This window comes from Jannaschia aquimarina, assembly GCF_000877395.1.
In the GTDB taxonomy this organism is placed as follows: domain Bacteria; phylum Pseudomonadota; class Alphaproteobacteria; order Rhodobacterales; family Rhodobacteraceae; genus Jannaschia; species Jannaschia aquimarina.
The window spans coordinates 40,020-55,893 of record NZ_JYFE01000080.1; the positions used below are offsets into that span (position 1 = coordinate 40,020).

The window sequence follows — 15,874 nt, forward strand, 5'->3', positions numbered from 1 at the left end:
GCTTTGTCCGGGGCCCCATGCGTTGCGGGGCCCTCACCTTGGGGCAGCTTGCCCGGTCATTCCCCGCATCCCGCGGGCATTGGATCCGCCCCCTCGCGGCGGCGGAAAAGGCTCAGAAATCCGTCTCGAACTTCTTGGCCAGTTCCTCGATGTTCTCCGGCGGCCAATCGACGATGTCCATCCCGAGGTGGAGCCCCATCCCTGAAAGAACTTCCTTGATCTCGTTCAAGGACTTACGACCGAAATTCGGCGTGCGGAGCATCTCTGCCTCAGTCTTCTGGATCAAATCGCCAATGTAGACGATGTTGTCGTTCTTCAGGCAGTTGGCCGACCGCACCGAGAGTTCCAGCTCGTCGACCTTCTTCAGCAGAAGCGGGTTGAATTCCAGATCGTCGGCGTCGTCGCCGGACCGGGCGCTCTCCGGCTCCTCGAAGTTCACGAACGTCTGGAGCTGATCCTGAAGGATACGGGCGGCATAGGCCACGGCGTCGTCGGGGCTTACCGATCCGTCCGTTTCGACCTTCATGGTCAGCTTGTCGTAATCCAGCACCTGGCCCTCACGGGTCGGCTGAACCTCATAGGAGACCTTCTTGACCGGCGAATAGATCGCGTCGATCGGGATAAGACCGATCGGAGCGTCCTCCGGCTTGTTCTTGTCCGCGGAGACATAGCCCTTCCCGGTATTGACGGTCAGTTCCATGTAGAGATCGGCCCCGTCATCGAGGTGGCAGATCACATGCTCCCGGTTGAGCACTTCGATCCCGGCGGACTCGCTGATGTCGCCGGCCGTGACGACCATCGGGCCCTTTGCCTGGATGGTCAGACGCTTCGGCCCTTCCACATCCATACGCAGGGACACGCCCTTGAGGTTCAGCACGATGTCGGTGACGTCCTCGCGGACGCCCGACACGCTGCTGAACTCGTGCAGGACATTGTCGATCTGGACGTTGGTAATGGCCGCGCCTTGCAGCGACGACAATAGAACGCGCCGCAGCGCATTGCCAAGCGTCAGGCCAAAGCCGCGCTCCAGCGGTTCGGCGACGACGGTCGCCTGGCGGGCCGGGTTGTTGCCGGGGCGGACATCAAGCTGCGCGGGCTTGATGAGTTCCTGCCAATTCTTATGGATCATGCCCTGTCCCTCCATCCTTGTCCTGCGCGGGGGCGGCATGCGCGGGACGCTCGAGGTTTTTCAAACGGCGATCCGGGGCCGCGTGACACGACCCCGGGGTAGACTTGCAAGTGGGATCAGACCCGGCGACGCTTGGGCGGACGCACACCATTATGGGCAATCGGCGTCACGTCGCGGATCGCGGTGATCTGGAGCCCGAGAGCGGCCAACGCACGCAGGGCGCTTTCGCGACCGGAGCCGGGGCCCTGCACCTCCACTTCGAGCGAACGCATCCCATGCTCCTGAGCCTTCCGGCCCGCATCTTCGGCGGCCATCTGGGCCGCATAGGGCGTCGACTTGCGCGACCCCTTGAAGCCCATCGTCCCGGCCGAAGACCAGGAAATGGCGTTGCCCTGAACGTCGGAGATCAGGATCTTGGTGTTGTTGAACGAAGAGTTCACATGCGCCACCCCGGTGGCGATGTTCTTGCGTTCCTTGCGCTTGGGAGCGCCGCGGCGGGTATCACGTGCCATGCTGTGCGCTCCTTACTTCTTCTTGCCGGCGATCGGCTTCGCCGGGCCCTTGCGGGTCCGAGCGTTCGTGTGAGTGCGCTGGCCGCGAACCGGCAGGTTCCGGCGATGACGCAGGCCACGGTAGCAGCCCAGATCCATCAGACGCTTGATGTTCATCTGGACGTCGCGGCGGAGATCGCCTTCGACGGTGTAGTTCGCGTCGATATGCTCGCGGATCTGCAGGATCTCTTGGTCCGACAGTTCGTTGACGCGACGGCTCAGGTCGATGCCGACCGCTTCACAGATGGTGCGGGCCGACGAGTCGCCGATCCCCGTGATGTAGGTCAGCGCGATCGGAACCCGCTTTCCCGTCGGAATGTTAACGCCTGCGATACGTGCCAAGTTATCTCGTCCTGTTTCGTTGCGAGCCCGTGATCCCAGGCCCTTTTTTCACAACCGCCCGTCGCGCGTCGACGGGCCAGAAATACGTAGCCGGGAACCCTGCGATTCCCGGCGAGTGCGCTCACTTAGGGGGGATGGCCGGGAGCGTCAAGGCCCCCGGATCGCTGTCAAGCCATTTCAGGCAGAACCTGCGAAATCGCCTTGGCCACCTCGTCGATTTCGCCCAACCCGTCGACCGTCTTCAGGTCTCCCTTGGCGTAGTAGTATCCGATCAGCGGTGAGGTTTTCTTGTAGTATTCCATCAAGCGCGTCGTCAGCGCCTCTGCGTTGTCGTCGGCCCGCCGCTTGAACTCGGTGCCTCCGCAGACGGTGCATTTGCCATCTGCGGGGATCGGCTTCGAGATGTCGTTATAGACCTCGCCGCAATTGCCGCAGGTGGATCGGGCCGTGATCCGTTCGACAAGCGCCACATCGTCGACCCGCATCTCCACGACGGCGTCCAGATGCTCGTCATGGTTCGCCAGAAGATCGCCGAGCGCGTCGGCCTGCTTCAGGGTGCGGGGGAACCCGTCGAAAATGAAACCGCCCTTGCGGTCGCCGTTCAACCGCTCTTCGATGAGACCGATCACGATCTCGTCGGTGACGAGTTCGCCGGCATCCATGATCGCAGCGACCTTGTCGCCCATCTCGGTCCCGGATGTCCGCGCCTCCCGTAGCATGTCTCCGGTCGAAAGCTGGATCATGTCATGTTCGTCGACCAGCCGTCTGGCCTGGGTCCCTTTCCCCGCCCCCGGCGGGCCCAGCAGAATGATATTCATCGACGAGCCGTCCCTTTGTTCCGTGCGCCGCGCTTCCTACCACGAAGTTGCGACTTCTCGATCAGACCTTCGTATTGGTGCGCGAGAAGGTGGGACTGCACCTGCTGGATCGTGTCCATGCCGACGGAGACGATGATCAGGATCGAGGTGCCGCCGAAATAGGCGGTGATCGCCAATTCGTTGCGGACCATCTCGGGGATCAGACAGACCAGCGCCAGATAGGCCGAGCCAAGGACGAGGACGCGGTTGACGACGTACTCCAAGTATTCCGCCGTACGACGGCCGGGCCGGATGCCGGGAATGAAGCCGTTCTGGTTCTTCAGATTGTCGGCCACGTCATCAGGCTTGAAGGACACGTTGAAGGTGTAGAAGTACGTGAAGAAGATGATCATGCCCGCAAAGAACAGCAGGTAGAGCGGCTGCCCCGGTCCGAAATACGCCAGCAGCGTCGACATGATCGGACCGGCCTGGTCTCCGCCCGAAAAGGTGCTGATCGTGGTCGGCAACAACAGCAGCGATGACGCAAAGATCGCCGGGATCACGCCCGCTGGGTTCACCTTCACCGGCAGATGGCTGGAGCCACCGTCATAGACCTTCATTCCCACTTGGCGGCGCGGATACTGAATGTGGATCTTTCTGAGGCTGCGCTCCATGAAGACGACGAAAATCAACGTCCCGATCAACATCAGCGTGACGCCGAGGATGACCGGGGTCGACAACGCCCCCGTGCGGCCACTCTCGAAGAACTGGGCCAGAGCGGCGGGCAGTTCCGCGACGATGCCGACGAAGATGATCAGCGAAATACCGTTGCCGATGCCGCGAGCCGTGATCTGTTCGCCGAGCCACATCAGGAACATCGTGCCGCCGACCAGCGTGATCACGCAGGAGGCGATGAAGAACCAGCCGGGATCGGGAACCAGCGGCACACCGCCGCCCGACCCGCTCTGCAGGCTGATCGCGAGGCCATACCCCTGCAGCGTCGCGAGAGCGATCGTGCCGTAGCGGGTATACTGGTTCAGCTTGCGCCGGCCCGCCTCCCCTTCCTTCTTGAGCTGTTCCAGCTGCGGCACCATGGCGGCCATGAGCTGCACGATGATCGAGGCCGAAATGTAGGGCATGATCCCGAGCGCGAAGACGCCCATTCGCCCGATCGCACCGCCCGTGAACATGTTCAGCACGCCACCAAGACCAGCCGATGCCTGATCGACGAAAGCGCGCAACGCATCGGCGTCGATACCGGGAACGGGGATGTAGGTGCCGACCCGGTAGATGATCAGCAAGCCGATGGTGAACAGGATGCGGGCGCGCAACTCCTTGGCCTTGCCGAAGGCGCCCCAGCTCATGTTCGCGGCCATCTGTTCTGCGGCGGATGCCATGCGAACCCCTCTCTGGATGCGAGAGGCGCCGCCGACGGGTCCCGTCCGGCGGCGCCTGGAAACACGTGGGAAGATGTAAGGAAGGCCGCACCGGGCCACAACCCGGTGTGGCGCTCTCGCTACATCACTCGGCCTGAGCCGCCACCGTCAGCGAACCGCCGGCCTTCTCGACAGCTTCGATCGCGCCCTTCGATGCGCCGGTGACGGTGATCGTCGCCTTGGACGTCAGCTCTCCCTTGCCGAGAACCCTGATCCCGTCGAGCTTGCGGCGAACGAGGCCACTGGCGACCAGCGCATCTTCGGTGATCGCGCCGGCATCGAGCTTGCCCGCATCGATGAATTGCTGGAGCTTGCCGAGATTGACGACGGCGTAGCTCTTGCGATTCGGCTTGTTGAACCCGCGCTTCGGCAAGCGCTGGTAGAGCGGCATCTGCCCGCCCTCGTAGCCATTGATCGCGACGCCCGAGCGGGATTTCTGGCCCTTGATGCCGCGTCCGCCGGTCTTGCCCAGCCCGGAGCCGGGACCGCGGCCGACGCGCTTGGCTTTGTGGGTGGCGCCGGGATTGTCCCGGAGTTCGTTCAGTTTGACCATTTCGCTTCTCCTCTTGCCGGAGACGCCCCCGAAGCGAACGGGACGCACACGGCTTTCTCGACTGACCCGAAGACTTTGATCTCGGACGGCTGCGCCTACACGGCGTCGGCCTTGTACACAAGGGCCGATCTGCAGCCTCATGCGAGGGGGTGGGATGCGAAGAGTACAAAACCACAGCGTGTCAGGAAGGCGGGGAATCACGCGGCGGGTCCTGGACCTCCTCCCGGACACATGCGCACGGCTGGAAAAGGGCGCGGCATATTTCAAGTGAGCGCCGCGGGCAGAGCGGATCAGGCAGATGAGGCGTATGGAACAAAGCGGCTTCGAGCGCGCCGAGCCTGGTGAGTATGCTGCGCATAGTCTGTCCTTCGGTACACCTCCGGCATCGTTTGCCGTCCCCGATGCCTGCTACACACGAGCCCTGGTCGACGCGCTTATTGCCAGAGTAGGCTCGTCAAGTCTCTGCGGGAGAAGCCGCTGCTCAATATGTCCCGAGGTAAGCTCTGGATCGAGCCGGACATCAGCTTGCCGTGAGTACAGGCCCGAGTGGTCTTGGAACAGTTGCACGACCCAATCCGAGCCTCTTGTCTCCTCGTGCTTTATTTGAGTGCAGTACGCAGTCCCACTGTTGAAGCATCCTCTACCACGGATAGCCGATCGCGAAGCTGATCGCAGCCTCCGGTGCCATGCACCGGCATCAGGGTATCCTCAGCCAGCCGGAACCGAACCATCTCGCTTCGCAGATCCCCTGCCTGGCTGACCAATGTCTCGATCGCGGCTGTGATCTCTCCGAGCATTTGTCCATTCGCGTCCGATGTCTGATCGATCTCCTGCATCGCCTTGTTGACCAGCGCCAGATCATCTGCCTGCGTGCCCACGCTGTCTGCCGACCGATATGTTTGGTCGCTGATATCCGTCGCCGATTTCAGGATCCGATCCAAGGCTTCATCCGATGCGGCCACACTGGCCGTTGCGTCCTCCACGGCAAGAACCGTCTTCCGGGTGATCTCCTCGATCTGGCTGGCTGCCTGCGCCGACCGGGTAGCCAACGCCCTTACTTCCGACGCGACCACTGCGAAGCCTCGCCCTGACTCGCCCGCTCGGGCGGCCTCGACGCCGGCATTCAAGGCGAGGAGGTTCGTCTGGAAAGCGATGTCTTCGACAATCAGGATCGTTTCGGAGACTTTCTTCGCACATTCGGAGATATGTAGGATCGAACTCGAGGTCGCCTCGATGACCTCCGTCCCGTTCTCTGCGTCCGACCGAACGGTTGCCGCGAGATGTCTGGCGGCAGCGGCTCGCTCGGCCGAGTCCTTGGCGAACGCCGTTATCTCTCGGAATGACTTGGCGACCCGCTCGACCGCGGCAGCCTGTGTCGATGAGCGGTCTGCAAATCCTTTCGCGGCGTCCGAGATAGAGCCGGTTCCCGCTTCGATGGCTGTGACCTTCTCTCCGGCAAGGGCAACCGCTGCTCCAAGTCGCTCGACCGCCAGATTGAAGTCTTCCTGAAGGTCTTCGTATTTTTCCTCGAAGACTGCATCGATGCGCGTTGTGAGATCGCCATCGGCCAATCGGCCCAGCGCCTGCCGGAGCGCTTCGACGACGGATGCCTGTTCATCGATGAGAAGCTGGCGTTCGCGCGCGTGACGCTCGGCTTCGACGACCTCGGCTTGTCTGCGATCTCTCTCCGCTTCGATCCGCTCCGATTCGGCGAGGGCATCCGCCTCCGCATGCTCCCTTTGAACCCTTTCGAGCTCTGCCTTCTGTGCTTCCGCAGCTTCACGCTCCTCGGCGGCAGCAGCCTCGAGGCGCCGTCTCGCGATTATGGAGTCCCTGAAGCCCGCGATTGCACGCCCAAGTTGTCCAACCTCATCACGGTACTCTGCCTCGGGGATCTCTATGTCCAATTTTTCCGCCTTGAGCGCATCGACACGTTTCACGAGACGCCGAATCGGAGCGGATACGGAGCGTGCAACCAGAAAGAAGACCGTTCCGGAAAGCAGGAAAGAGAAGAGTCCCAGCCCCCCGGCCACCATCTGCGCCTGTGCCAGCTCCCGCATCAGGGGCTCCGGAGAATAGACGGAAATGAGAGTTCCGATCCTCGTCCCTTCACTTCTGAACAGGGGAAGCACAGCGAGATACGTGCCGTCATCCCGAAAACCGGCGAACTCGTCCGGCGGGTCCGACATAGCGGCATCTACCGCCGGCGATACCGCTCGCTCTTCGCCGGTCGCCGCAAAGATCTGACCTTCGGAGATGACCCAGGCGGCCTCGAAGGCCGCGAAATTGTGCAGCCCTGACAAAACAGTTGCGGTTCGCTCTGCCTCATATTCCCAGACTGCTGCGGATAGGCCCGGCGCAACGAAGCGCTGACTCATCCGTACGGTGTCTTCGAAGCCGGTGAGAAGCGCACTCGAATGCCGATGGATCCAGAATACCGTTAGCAGCCCCACACAGAGCAGGAGACAAAAGAGCCCGGGAAACAGGAGTTTTGCCCGAATTGACAGGTTCTGGAATGTTGACATGCCGGATCAATCGGCAAGAGTTGTCGGGACTTGGTCCGGTCTTGCCAGCTCCACGACCGGGAGATTTCCGAAGTACTTTTCGTGCAGCTTTTCGAAGGTGCCGTCGCTGCGGATCTGGAGGCTAGCCTCGTGGAGACGTCGTGCAGTCTCGCGGTCGTAGCCCTTGCTCGCAGCCAGCCAGACATCGGAGGAAGAAACCGAACGACCGACCGTGAATGCGTCGTCCGCGAACCCGAGCTCTTTCTCCCAAATGTACCGGGCTCTGACAGAGATTGTGAAGATCGCATCGACACGACCCGACTTCAACTTCTGGTAGTTTGAATGGCTGTGCCCCTCTTCGACATTCGGAAAGCCCATCTTGAGAAGCGTTTCCCGATAGATCGATCGGGCCGCGATCAGCCCGAGCCCACGAGCCCCTTCGAAATCGTTGATCTGATCCCCGGCCGTGATGAACACACGCTCGGCCGTTATGAGCGGAGTGACCCACTCATACCGCTCTTCTCGGGCAGCGGTACGGGTCGCGCCGAAAAGCAAAAGCCCCGGTTTCTGTGCAACAACGGCCTGAGCGCGTTTCCAGGGCATCCATTCGATTTCCAGATCCAGCCCGGCTCGCTGTGCGATTGCCTGCATCAGTTCGACGTTGAAACCTGGGTCCTCTCTCTCAGGGCCGATCGACAGGGGGGACAGGAAGTCCGACGTCACCGCGCGGATCGTCTCGGCAGATCCGACCTGCGGAAGGCCCGAGACCAAAGCGAAAATGAGCGAAAACAGTCTGAACATGGCGCGACCTCGACCTCGGAATCGGCACGACCCTGACATGCAGGCAGTGAACAAATCATTGAGACGCTCGACAGATCACCTGTGCCATCGACCTTGCGACCCACGGGACGTCCTGCAAACCTGGGACGATGCGAACACTTCTGGCCCTCTCCGCGCTAGCCTTTCCTCAAATGGCGGCTTCATCCTGCGCCACCGACGCGATGGTCGTTTTCGATGGATCCGCTTCGATGTCGGAAATCACGTTCGAAACCGGGTTGAAGACGCGGATCGTCGAAGCCCGCGAGGCGATCGAGCGCGTCATGCCCGAAATCGAAGCTTACCGCCGGATAGGGCTCATGACTTATGGTCCGGACGGCGAGGACGCGTGTTCCGGCATCCGCCTTGCCTTCCCACCGATCGACCGCGCGGCCTCGCTGGTCGTCGCCGAATTGAATGCGCTGACACCCGCCGGGCTCACTCCGCTGGCCGCAGCCGTCGAGCAGGCGGCCGGGGTGCTCAGCTTTCGCGAAAGGCCCGCGATCATCGTCCTTGTGACCGATGGAAACGAGACCTGCGGCGGCACGCCCTGTGCGCTCTCGAACCGGTTGGCCGCAGAAGCGCGTGACCTAACGATCCACGTCATCGGTTTCCGCGCAAACCGTGATTTCTTTGCCTGGGACAATCCTGAGCAGCAGATCTTCGCCGGCGACACGGTCGCCAAGTGCCTGTCGGATCGAACCGGCGGCCTGTTTCTCGGCACGGAAACCGTCGATGAACTGGAGGACGCCTTGCGCATCACCTTGGGATGTCCTCTGACCGGAAGCGTCCGTGTGCCCCGGCAGGCGCGCGGGGGATAGCCACGACGGAGGACACATGGCCGAGATTCTGACCATCACCGCCAATCCCGCGCTGGACCTGTCCACCGACGCACCGGCGGTCATTCCGGACCGCAAGCTCCGCTGCACGGCTCCGCTGATCCATCCGGGCGGCGGCGGCGTGAACATCAGCCGAGCGATCGCCAATCTCGGCGGAGAAAGCCGCGCCCTCGTGGCGTATGGGGGCCAGACCGGTCAGCAATTGGTCGATCTGATCGAGGCCGAGGGCCTGACATGCGGAAGTCTCGGCGTCGATTACGCGACACGGCAATCGATCAGCGTCCGGGATATGGCGACGGGACTTCAATACCGGTTCATGATGCCTGGATCCGACTGGACCGCATCCGACGCAGAAGCCGCGTGCGACGCGATCTTGGGAGCCGTCACTCCCGGGGCGCTGGTCATCCCCTCGGGCTCGCTGCCGCCAGGACTATCGGTGGATTTCTTCCTCGATCTGGTCCCGGATCTTGCCGCACAGGGCGCACGGATGGTCATCGACACCTCCGGCCCCGCGCTCAGCCGTGCGGCGGAGGCGAAAGCGGGTCTCTACGTGCTGCGGATGGACACCGCCGAAGCCGAAGAACTGACAGGTCGCACGCTGAGCGACCTCCACGATATCGCCGCGCTGACGTCGGAACTGCGGGCGGCAGGTGCGGCCGAGATCGTCGTCGTCGCGGCTGGCGCGCAGGGAACCGTGATCGACACGGGCGACTGGCGCGGCCTGACCCGTCCGCCGGTCGTGGTCGTGCATTCCAAGATCGGCGCGGGCGACAGCTTCATGGGTGCCTTCGCGCTGTCGCTGTCGCGAGGCGAGGATGCCGTGACCGCCTGTTGCTGGGGCACGGCGGCGGCGGCGAGCGCCGTGACGACACATGGGACGGAGCTATGCAGGCGTGAGGAGGTCGAGCGGTTCTTCGGTCAGGTGGAGCGGGTCGGGATGTAGAACTGCGCCGCCGACGCGCTTCTGCAATCTGGCCCTCGTCTCGATCGAAGGTAGGTCATCGCCCCCTGCCCTCATGAGAAAACGCCCCGGCCATTCCTGACCGGGGCGCTGGAACACGGGGTGGGAAGGACCCACCGTCCGCGCAGCCTCAGCCGCGCTCTTCCACGATCTCGACCAGATGCGGGATCTTGTTGATCATTCCGCGGACCGAAGGCGTATCCTCCAGTTCGCGGGTCTTGTGCATCTTGTTGAGGCCCAGACCGATCAGCGTCGCGCGCTGCTCGGCGGGGCGACGGATGGGCGAGCCCACCTGCTTGACGACGATGGTTGCCATTTACGCCTCCTCGACCACAGGGGCCTGTTCGCCATCGACCTTCGGTGCGTCTTCCTTGCGGAGGATATCGGCGACCTTCTTGCCACGGCGCTGCGCCACCGAGCGGGGCGACTGCACTTTGCGCAGGCCGTCCAGCGTGGCGCGGATCATGTTGTAGGGGTTCTGCGAGCCAAGCGACTTGGCCACGACATCAGAGATGCCAAGCATCTCGAAGACGGCGCGCATCGGGCCGCCGGCAATGATCCCGGTTCCTTCCGGCGCGGTCCGCATCACCACCCGGCCGGCGCCCCAGCGCCCGTCGATGTCATGGTGCAGCGTGCGGCCGTCCTTCAGCGGTACGCGCATCATCTGACGCTTGGCCTGCTCGGTCGCCTTGCGGATGGCCTCGGGGACCTCCTTGGCCTTGCCCTTGCCGAAGCCGACGCGGCCCTTCTGATCGCCGACGACGACCAAGGCGGCGAAGCCGAAGCGTTTACCGCCCTTCACCGTCTTCGACACGCGGTTGATGGCGACCAGGCGGTCGGCGAATTCCGGGCTCTCGTCCCGGTCCCGGCCGCGTCCGCGGCCTCTGTTGTCGTCTCTTGCCATGCGGCATCTCCTCGTGCGGAAGGACGGCGCCCTTCACGTTTCCTGCAACCCTGGTGAGCCGGCCCGTGGAAAACCTACGAACCCCTCCCGGGTCATCGAGGGGGCGGCGGACCGCCCCCTGCCCTTCGTCAGAACTTCAGCCCGCCTTCGCGCGCCGCGTCGGCCAGCGCCTTGACGCGGCCGTGGAACAGGAACCCGCCGCGATCGAAGAACACGTCCTCGACACCAGCCTTCTTGGCCCGTTCGGCAATCGCCGAACCGACCTTGGCGGCGGCGTCGACATTGTTCTTGCCGAAGATACCCAGATCCTTCTCGAGCGACGAGGCGGAGGCTATCGTGCGCCCCTCTGCATCGTCGATGAGTTGGACGCTAATGTTCTTGTTCGAACGGTGGACCGACAGGCGCGGACGCCCGGCGGCCAGTTTCTGAAGCTTGCTCCGGACGCGCATGCGGCGCTTCTGGAACAGCTCTCGCTTGGAAAGTGCCATGATGTCCGGTCCTTACTTCTTTTTGCCTTCCTTGCGGAAGATGTACTCGTCCTTGTAGCGGATCCCCTTGCCCTTGTAGGGCTCGGGCGCCCGCCAAGCGCGGATCTCGGCCGCGACCTGGCCGACGCGCTGCTGGTCGATGCCCTCCACGGTGACCTCGGTCGGCTTTGCCGCCGTGATCGTGATCCCCTCGGGGATGTCGTAGTTGACGTCGTGGGAATAGCCGAGGCTCAGCTTCAGGACATTGCCCTGAACCTGGGCGCGGTAGCCGACGCCCTGGATTTCAAGCTCTTTCTTGAAGCCGTTGGTCACGCCCTGCACCAGGTTCGCGATCTGGGTGCGGGACATGCCCCACTGCTGACGCGCCCGCTTGGACTTGCCGCGCGGCTCGACCGTGACGGCATTGTCGGCGACCGACAGGGTCACGTCGTCCGTCGCGGTGAACTGGCGGGTGCCCTTGGGCCCCTTCACGCTGATGGTCTGGCCCGAGACGGACGCCTCCACGCCGGAAGGCAGGTCGACGGGCTTCTTGCCGATACGAGACATGACGCCCTCCTCAGAATACGGTGCAGAGCACTTCGCCGCCGACATTGGCGGAGCGTGCATTGGCATCCGACATCACGCCCTTGGACGTGGACACGATCGAGACGCCCAGCCCCTGACGGACGGACGGCACGTCGGCCGCGGACATGTAGACGCGGCGACCGGGCTTCGAGACGCGCTTGAGCTCCCGGATGACGGGTGCCCCCTCGTAGTACTTGAGGCTGATCTCGATCTCGGGGTGGCCGCCTTCGCCGGTCACCTTCTCGTAGCCGCGGATGTAGCCCTCGTCTGCCAGCACGTCGAGCACCCAGGCCCGCAGCTTGGACGCCGGCGTGCGGACGGTGGACTTGCCGCGCATGGACGAGTTGCGGATGCGGGTCAGCATATCGCCGATGGGATCATTCATCTGTCAGATCCTCCTTACCAGCTCGACTTGACCATGCCGGGGATCTGGCCCTTGGAGGCCAGGTCGCGCAACATGATGCGGCTAAGCTTCAGCTTGCGGTAGTAGCCCCGAGGGCGACCGGTCAGCTGGCAACGGTTGTTGAGACGGGTCGGGGACGAGTTGCGGGGCAGCTCGGCCAGCTTCAGGCGCGCCTTGAAGCGCTCTTCCATCGGCTTGGACTCGTCGTTCGCGATCTCTTTCAGTTCGGCGCGCTTGGCGGCGTACTTCTTCACCAGCCGCTCGCGCTTCTTCTGACGCTGGATCATGGATTCTTTTGCCATATCAGGATCCTCAGGCAGCGAAGGGCAGGTTGAAGTGCTTGAGCAGGGCGCGCGCCTCGTCATCGGTCTGCGCCGTCGTCACGAAAGCGATGTCCATGCCCCAGACCTCGTCGACCTTGTCGAAGTTGATCTCGGGGAACACGATGTGCTCCTTGAGGCCCATGTTGTAGTTGCCGCGGCCGTCAAACCCGCTGCCCTTCACACCGCGGAAGTCGCGGACGCGCGGCAGCGCGATGGTCACCAGACGGTCCAGGAACTCGTACATGCGGTCGCCGCGCAGGGTCACCTTCGCGCCCAGCGGCATGCCTTCGCGGACCCGGAAGCCGGCGATCGACTTCTTGGCCTTGGTCACGACGGCCTGCTGTCCGGCGATGGCGGTCAGGTCTTCCTGGGCCGACTTCGCCTTTTTCGAGTCGCGCACGCTTTCCGAGCCCGCGCCGATGTTCAGCACGATCTTTTCGAGCCGCGGGATCTGCAGGTCGTTCTTGTACCCGAACTCTTCCTTCATGGCCGGCTTGATCGTCTCGGCATAGGAGGTCTTCAGGCGCGGGGTGTAGTTGGCTTGATCGAGCATCAGATCGCATCCCCCGTGGTCTTGGCGTAGCGGACCTTCTTGCCGTCTTCCATACGGAAGCCGACGCGGGACGCCTTGCCGTTGGTATCGACGATGGCGAGGTTCGACAGGTCGATCGGCATCGCCTTGGGGATGCGGCCGCCCTGGGAAGCCTGGCTCTGACGGGTATGGCGGATGGCCATGTTGACGCCGTCGACGACTGCCTTGCCGGCCTTTGGGTCGACGCTGGCGATCTCGCCGGTCTTGCCCTTGTCCTTGCCGGTCAGCACCATCACGGTGTCGCCCTTGCGGAGTTTCGCAGCCATCACAGCACCTCCGGCGCGAGCGAGATGATCTTCATGAAGTTCTTCGCACGCAACTCGCGAACCACCGGCCCGAAGATACGGGTGCCGATCGGCTCGTTGTTGTTGTTGAGGATGACGGCGGCGTTGCGGTCGAAACGGATGGCGGTGCCGTCGTCGCGACGGACCTCCTTCGCGGTGCGGACCACGACGGCCTTGCGCACGTCGCCCTTTTTCACGCGGCCCCGCGGGATCGCCTCTTTTACCGACACCACGATGATGTCGCCGACAGAGGCATACTTCCGCTTGGATCCGCCAAGAACCTTGATGCACTGAACACGGCGCGCGCCGCTATTGTCAGCAACATCCAGATTCGTCTGCATCTGGATCATTGGTTTACTCCCGACCTGTGGGGGGGCGATGCGGCCCTTGTCCCCAGGGTTTCGTATGGCCAAAGCCCGCCGCTGGCGCGGCGGGCTTCGTCAGAGGGGGCCTATAGACCCCTCGCGATCAGTTCGCAATCACTTCCCAGCGCTTCGTCTTCGACTTCGGCGCGCATTCCTGGATGCGGACCATGTCGCCGACCTTGAACTGGTCCTTCTCGTCATGTGCGCGATACTTCTTCGACTTCCGCACCGTCTTTTGCAGCAGCGGGTGCTTGAAGCGGCGCTCGACCGACACGGTGACGGTCTGGGCGTTCTGGTCAGAGGTGACGACGCCCTGGAGAATACGCTTAGGCATCGGCTTCCCCTTTCGCCTTCTCGTTGAGGATTGTCATGACGCGCGCGGTGTCGCGGCGCACGGCGCGCATGCGGGCCGTGTTCTCAAGCTGGTTGGTGGCCTGCTGGAAACGGAGGTTGAACGCCTCCTTCTTCAGCTGGGTGAGCTGCGTGCGCAACTCGTCGGGGGTCTTGCCCCGGAGTTCGGTGGCGTCCATCGCCTGTCTCCTTGCAACATCACCGGAAGGCCCCGCGTGGGGTGACCCTTCGCCCGGTGGAGTGGGTGGAGCGCGCCGCTTAGACGAAGGTTCAAAAAGGCGCAAGGGGCAGATCGGTGGTTCGACCCGGCTTATGTGACTGACTCATCCAGTCCACCGCATGCCCGACCCACTTCAACGAAGCACCGATCGTTTTCGCCTGCTACGTCATGTCAGCGGACATGGACGCCACTCCGTTCCCATTCCAGATGTATCACCGGTTCCCAACGGTTGGCCTCTTGGCAAAAGACGGTTGTGTATCTGCAAGGTCAGCCGGCGGAGGTGCGTGTCGCGGACGATGTCCCGGCACATGGCCTCCGCCAGATCGCGGGGGATGGCCCAAGGATTGGCACTGTTTCGGAAGGTGCACTGTGTCCCGACCACGTGCTCGATTATGGGGAACGCGGGCGGACGAAGACAACGATAGCGGTGGCTGCCGATACGCCCTCGAGAAAACGCGCCTCGCGCAGGGCGTCAACATGCCGAAAAAACCCCTCGTGGGATATGACCGAAACGTATGTCTCGGTCGGCATCACCCCAATGTCGTCGAGCGCTGGATGGGCAGCCGCCTTGGTGCCGGAACGCCATCGGAGATAGCCACAGGCCGACTTGTCATCGGCGTCGGTCGGATCCGCCCTTGGGACCGGACCTTGTCGCCCCCAGGCACCGGAGGCGACGGTCCGGCCATCGCTCGCGCGGGTAACCGGGCGCCCCGACGGGGCCATCTGCAGCGACGCGCGTCCGCATTTCGATGCGCCACATGGATCACGACGGGCATGGGGTGCCTCTTGAGCAGGAGCGGGGGATCGTTGCGGAACCGGCTCGGGCCATTTCAACCCCACTTATAGTTAAAGCTCACCGACACACGCTCGCCCTCGCTGCGGTTCAGCGGCACCTCGTGGCGGAGCCAACTCTCCCACAGCAGCACGTCGCCGACCTCCGGAGCCTCGTAGTGGAACGCGCGCAACTCCGCGGGCGCGTCCTTCGCGCGCGGCGGGGCGGCCATCATCATGGGGAGGCGCGGGTCCTCCAGGCGCAAGGCGCTCGTGCCCTCCGGCATCGACACGTAGGTCGTTCCCGAGATCACCGAATGGGGGTGGATGTGGCCGGAATGGCTGCCGCCCTCGGGCAGGATATTGATCCAGATATCTTCCAGTTCCAACGCCTTGCCGCCCAGATCGAAGGCCAGATCCCTGGCGAAGGCCGCGACGTGGGCATCGAGCGCGCGGACCAGATCGGCAAAGATCGGGAAGCGCCACGGCAAGTCGGTCAGAGATGCGTAGGAGGTGTAGCCGGGATAGCCGTTCGCCTCGCACCATGCGTCGCCGGCTTCGTCGTCCTCGGCGATGGAATAGCAGCTGTCGTAGAGCTCCTGCGGGTCGATTGCAGGGGCGTGTTCGGACAGGCGGGCGCGGTAGAGGCGTGTCGCGAAGAGGGAGGAGATCTCGGCCATG

Annotated in this window: 22 protein-coding genes; 2 read left to right on the plus strand and 20 right to left on the minus strand. The window is 63.3% G+C overall.

What is annotated here, in order from left to right:
• Positions 1-112: 112 nt before the first annotated feature.
• From jaqu_RS19435 to jaqu_RS19470, 8 genes are all read right to left on the minus strand, one after another.
• Positions 113-1,129, minus strand: a complete 1,017-nt coding sequence (locus jaqu_RS19435) for a DNA-directed RNA polymerase subunit alpha (RefSeq protein WP_043920724.1) — start codon at positions 1,127-1,129, stop codon at positions 113-115.
• 116 nt (positions 1,130-1,245) lie between these two features.
• On the minus strand, positions 1,246-1,641 hold the full coding sequence (gene rpsK, locus jaqu_RS19440) for a 30S ribosomal protein S11 (protein ID WP_043920684.1): 396 nt from the start codon (positions 1,639-1,641) through the stop codon (positions 1,246-1,248).
• Between the two features lie 12 nt (positions 1,642-1,653).
• A complete protein-coding gene (rpsM, locus tag jaqu_RS19445; RefSeq protein WP_043920685.1) occupies positions 1,654-2,022 on the minus strand; it encodes a 30S ribosomal protein S13 in 369 nt (122 codons plus the stop codon).
• A 167-nt stretch (positions 2,023-2,189) separates the two neighbouring features.
• Entirely contained in the window at positions 2,190-2,840 is a 651-nt protein-coding gene (locus jaqu_RS19450) for an adenylate kinase (RefSeq protein ID WP_043920686.1), read from the minus strand.
• Positions 2,837-4,216, minus strand: a complete 1,380-nt coding sequence (secY, locus tag jaqu_RS19455) for a preprotein translocase subunit SecY (RefSeq protein ID WP_043920688.1) — start codon at positions 4,214-4,216, stop codon at positions 2,837-2,839. The genes jaqu_RS19450 and secY overlap by 4 nt, the downstream gene beginning before the upstream one ends.
• Positions 4,217-4,340: 124 nt before the next feature.
• The gene (rplO, locus tag jaqu_RS19460; RefSeq protein WP_043920689.1) at positions 4,341-4,808 is read right to left on the minus strand and encodes a 50S ribosomal protein L15; all 468 of its coding nucleotides are present in this window, start codon (positions 4,806-4,808) and stop codon (positions 4,341-4,343) included.
• 599 nt (positions 4,809-5,407) lie between these two features.
• Positions 5,408-7,333, minus strand: coding sequence for a methyl-accepting chemotaxis protein (locus jaqu_RS20880; protein WP_084630066.1), 1,926 nt, complete (start codon positions 7,331-7,333; stop codon positions 5,408-5,410).
• Between the two features lie 6 nt (positions 7,334-7,339).
• Complete coding sequence (locus jaqu_RS19470; RefSeq protein ID WP_043920690.1) at positions 7,340-8,113, minus strand: substrate-binding periplasmic protein; 774 nt, start codon at positions 8,111-8,113, stop codon at positions 7,340-7,342.
• 170 nt (positions 8,114-8,283) lie between these two features.
• Here jaqu_RS19470 and jaqu_RS19475 point away from each other — a divergent pair, with 170 nt between their 5' ends.
• A complete protein-coding gene (locus jaqu_RS19475) occupies positions 8,284-8,949 on the plus strand; it encodes a vWA domain-containing protein (protein WP_236687906.1) in 666 nt (221 codons plus the stop codon).
• Positions 8,950-8,965: 16 nt separating this feature from the next.
• Entirely contained in the window at positions 8,966-9,910 is a 945-nt protein-coding gene (locus jaqu_RS19480; protein ID WP_043920693.1) for a 1-phosphofructokinase family hexose kinase, read from the plus strand.
• A gap of 148 nt (positions 9,911-10,058) precedes the next feature.
• Here the strand turns inward: jaqu_RS19480 and rpmD are convergent, their stop codons facing one another.
• The 12 genes from rpmD to jaqu_RS19540 all read right to left on the minus strand — a co-directional run bounded on the left by rpmD (position 10,059) and on the right by jaqu_RS19540 (position 15,873).
• Positions 10,059-10,244, minus strand: coding sequence for a 50S ribosomal protein L30 (rpmD, locus tag jaqu_RS19485; RefSeq protein ID WP_043920694.1), 186 nt, complete (start codon positions 10,242-10,244; stop codon positions 10,059-10,061).
• Positions 10,245-10,832, minus strand: coding sequence for a 30S ribosomal protein S5 (gene rpsE, locus jaqu_RS19490; protein ID WP_043920695.1), 588 nt, complete (start codon positions 10,830-10,832; stop codon positions 10,245-10,247).
• A 128-nt stretch (positions 10,833-10,960) separates the two neighbouring features.
• Positions 10,961-11,320 (minus strand): 50S ribosomal protein L18, encoded by a 360-nt coding sequence (gene rplR, locus jaqu_RS19495; protein ID WP_043920696.1) that lies wholly within the window; start codon positions 11,318-11,320, stop codon positions 10,961-10,963.
• A 12-nt stretch (positions 11,321-11,332) separates the two neighbouring features.
• On the minus strand, positions 11,333-11,866 hold the full coding sequence (gene rplF / locus jaqu_RS19500; protein WP_043920697.1) for a 50S ribosomal protein L6: 534 nt from the start codon (positions 11,864-11,866) through the stop codon (positions 11,333-11,335).
• A 10-nt stretch (positions 11,867-11,876) separates the two neighbouring features.
• Positions 11,877-12,269 (minus strand): 30S ribosomal protein S8, encoded by a 393-nt coding sequence (gene rpsH / locus jaqu_RS19505; RefSeq protein WP_043920698.1) that lies wholly within the window; start codon positions 12,267-12,269, stop codon positions 11,877-11,879.
• Positions 12,270-12,283: 14 nt separating this feature from the next.
• On the minus strand, positions 12,284-12,589 hold the full coding sequence (rpsN, locus tag jaqu_RS19510; protein ID WP_043920699.1) for a 30S ribosomal protein S14: 306 nt from the start codon (positions 12,587-12,589) through the stop codon (positions 12,284-12,286).
• Between the two features lie 10 nt (positions 12,590-12,599).
• Entirely contained in the window at positions 12,600-13,163 is a 564-nt protein-coding gene (gene rplE, locus jaqu_RS19515) for a 50S ribosomal protein L5 (protein WP_043920700.1), read from the minus strand.
• A complete protein-coding gene (gene rplX, locus jaqu_RS19520; RefSeq protein WP_043920701.1) occupies positions 13,163-13,468 on the minus strand; it encodes a 50S ribosomal protein L24 in 306 nt (101 codons plus the stop codon). Before rplX ends, rplE begins: the two co-directional genes overlap by 1 nt.
• Positions 13,468-13,836 (minus strand): 50S ribosomal protein L14, encoded by a 369-nt coding sequence (gene rplN / locus jaqu_RS19525; RefSeq protein ID WP_013963207.1) that lies wholly within the window; start codon positions 13,834-13,836, stop codon positions 13,468-13,470. Before rplN ends, rplX begins: the two co-directional genes overlap by 1 nt.
• 118 nt (positions 13,837-13,954) lie before the next feature.
• Complete coding sequence (gene rpsQ, locus jaqu_RS19530) at positions 13,955-14,185, minus strand: 30S ribosomal protein S17 (protein ID WP_043920702.1); 231 nt, start codon at positions 14,183-14,185, stop codon at positions 13,955-13,957.
• Positions 14,178-14,381 carry a 50S ribosomal protein L29 gene (rpmC, locus tag jaqu_RS19535; RefSeq protein ID WP_043920703.1) on the minus strand — a complete coding sequence of 68 codons (204 nt, stop codon included), beginning with the start codon at positions 14,379-14,381 and terminating at the stop codon, positions 14,178-14,180. The genes rpsQ and rpmC overlap by 8 nt, the downstream gene beginning before the upstream one ends.
• Positions 14,382-15,252: 871 nt before the next feature.
• Complete coding sequence (locus jaqu_RS19540) at positions 15,253-15,873, minus strand: TIGR02466 family protein (protein WP_043920704.1); 621 nt, start codon at positions 15,871-15,873, stop codon at positions 15,253-15,255.
• Position 15,874 lies beyond the last annotated feature (1 nt).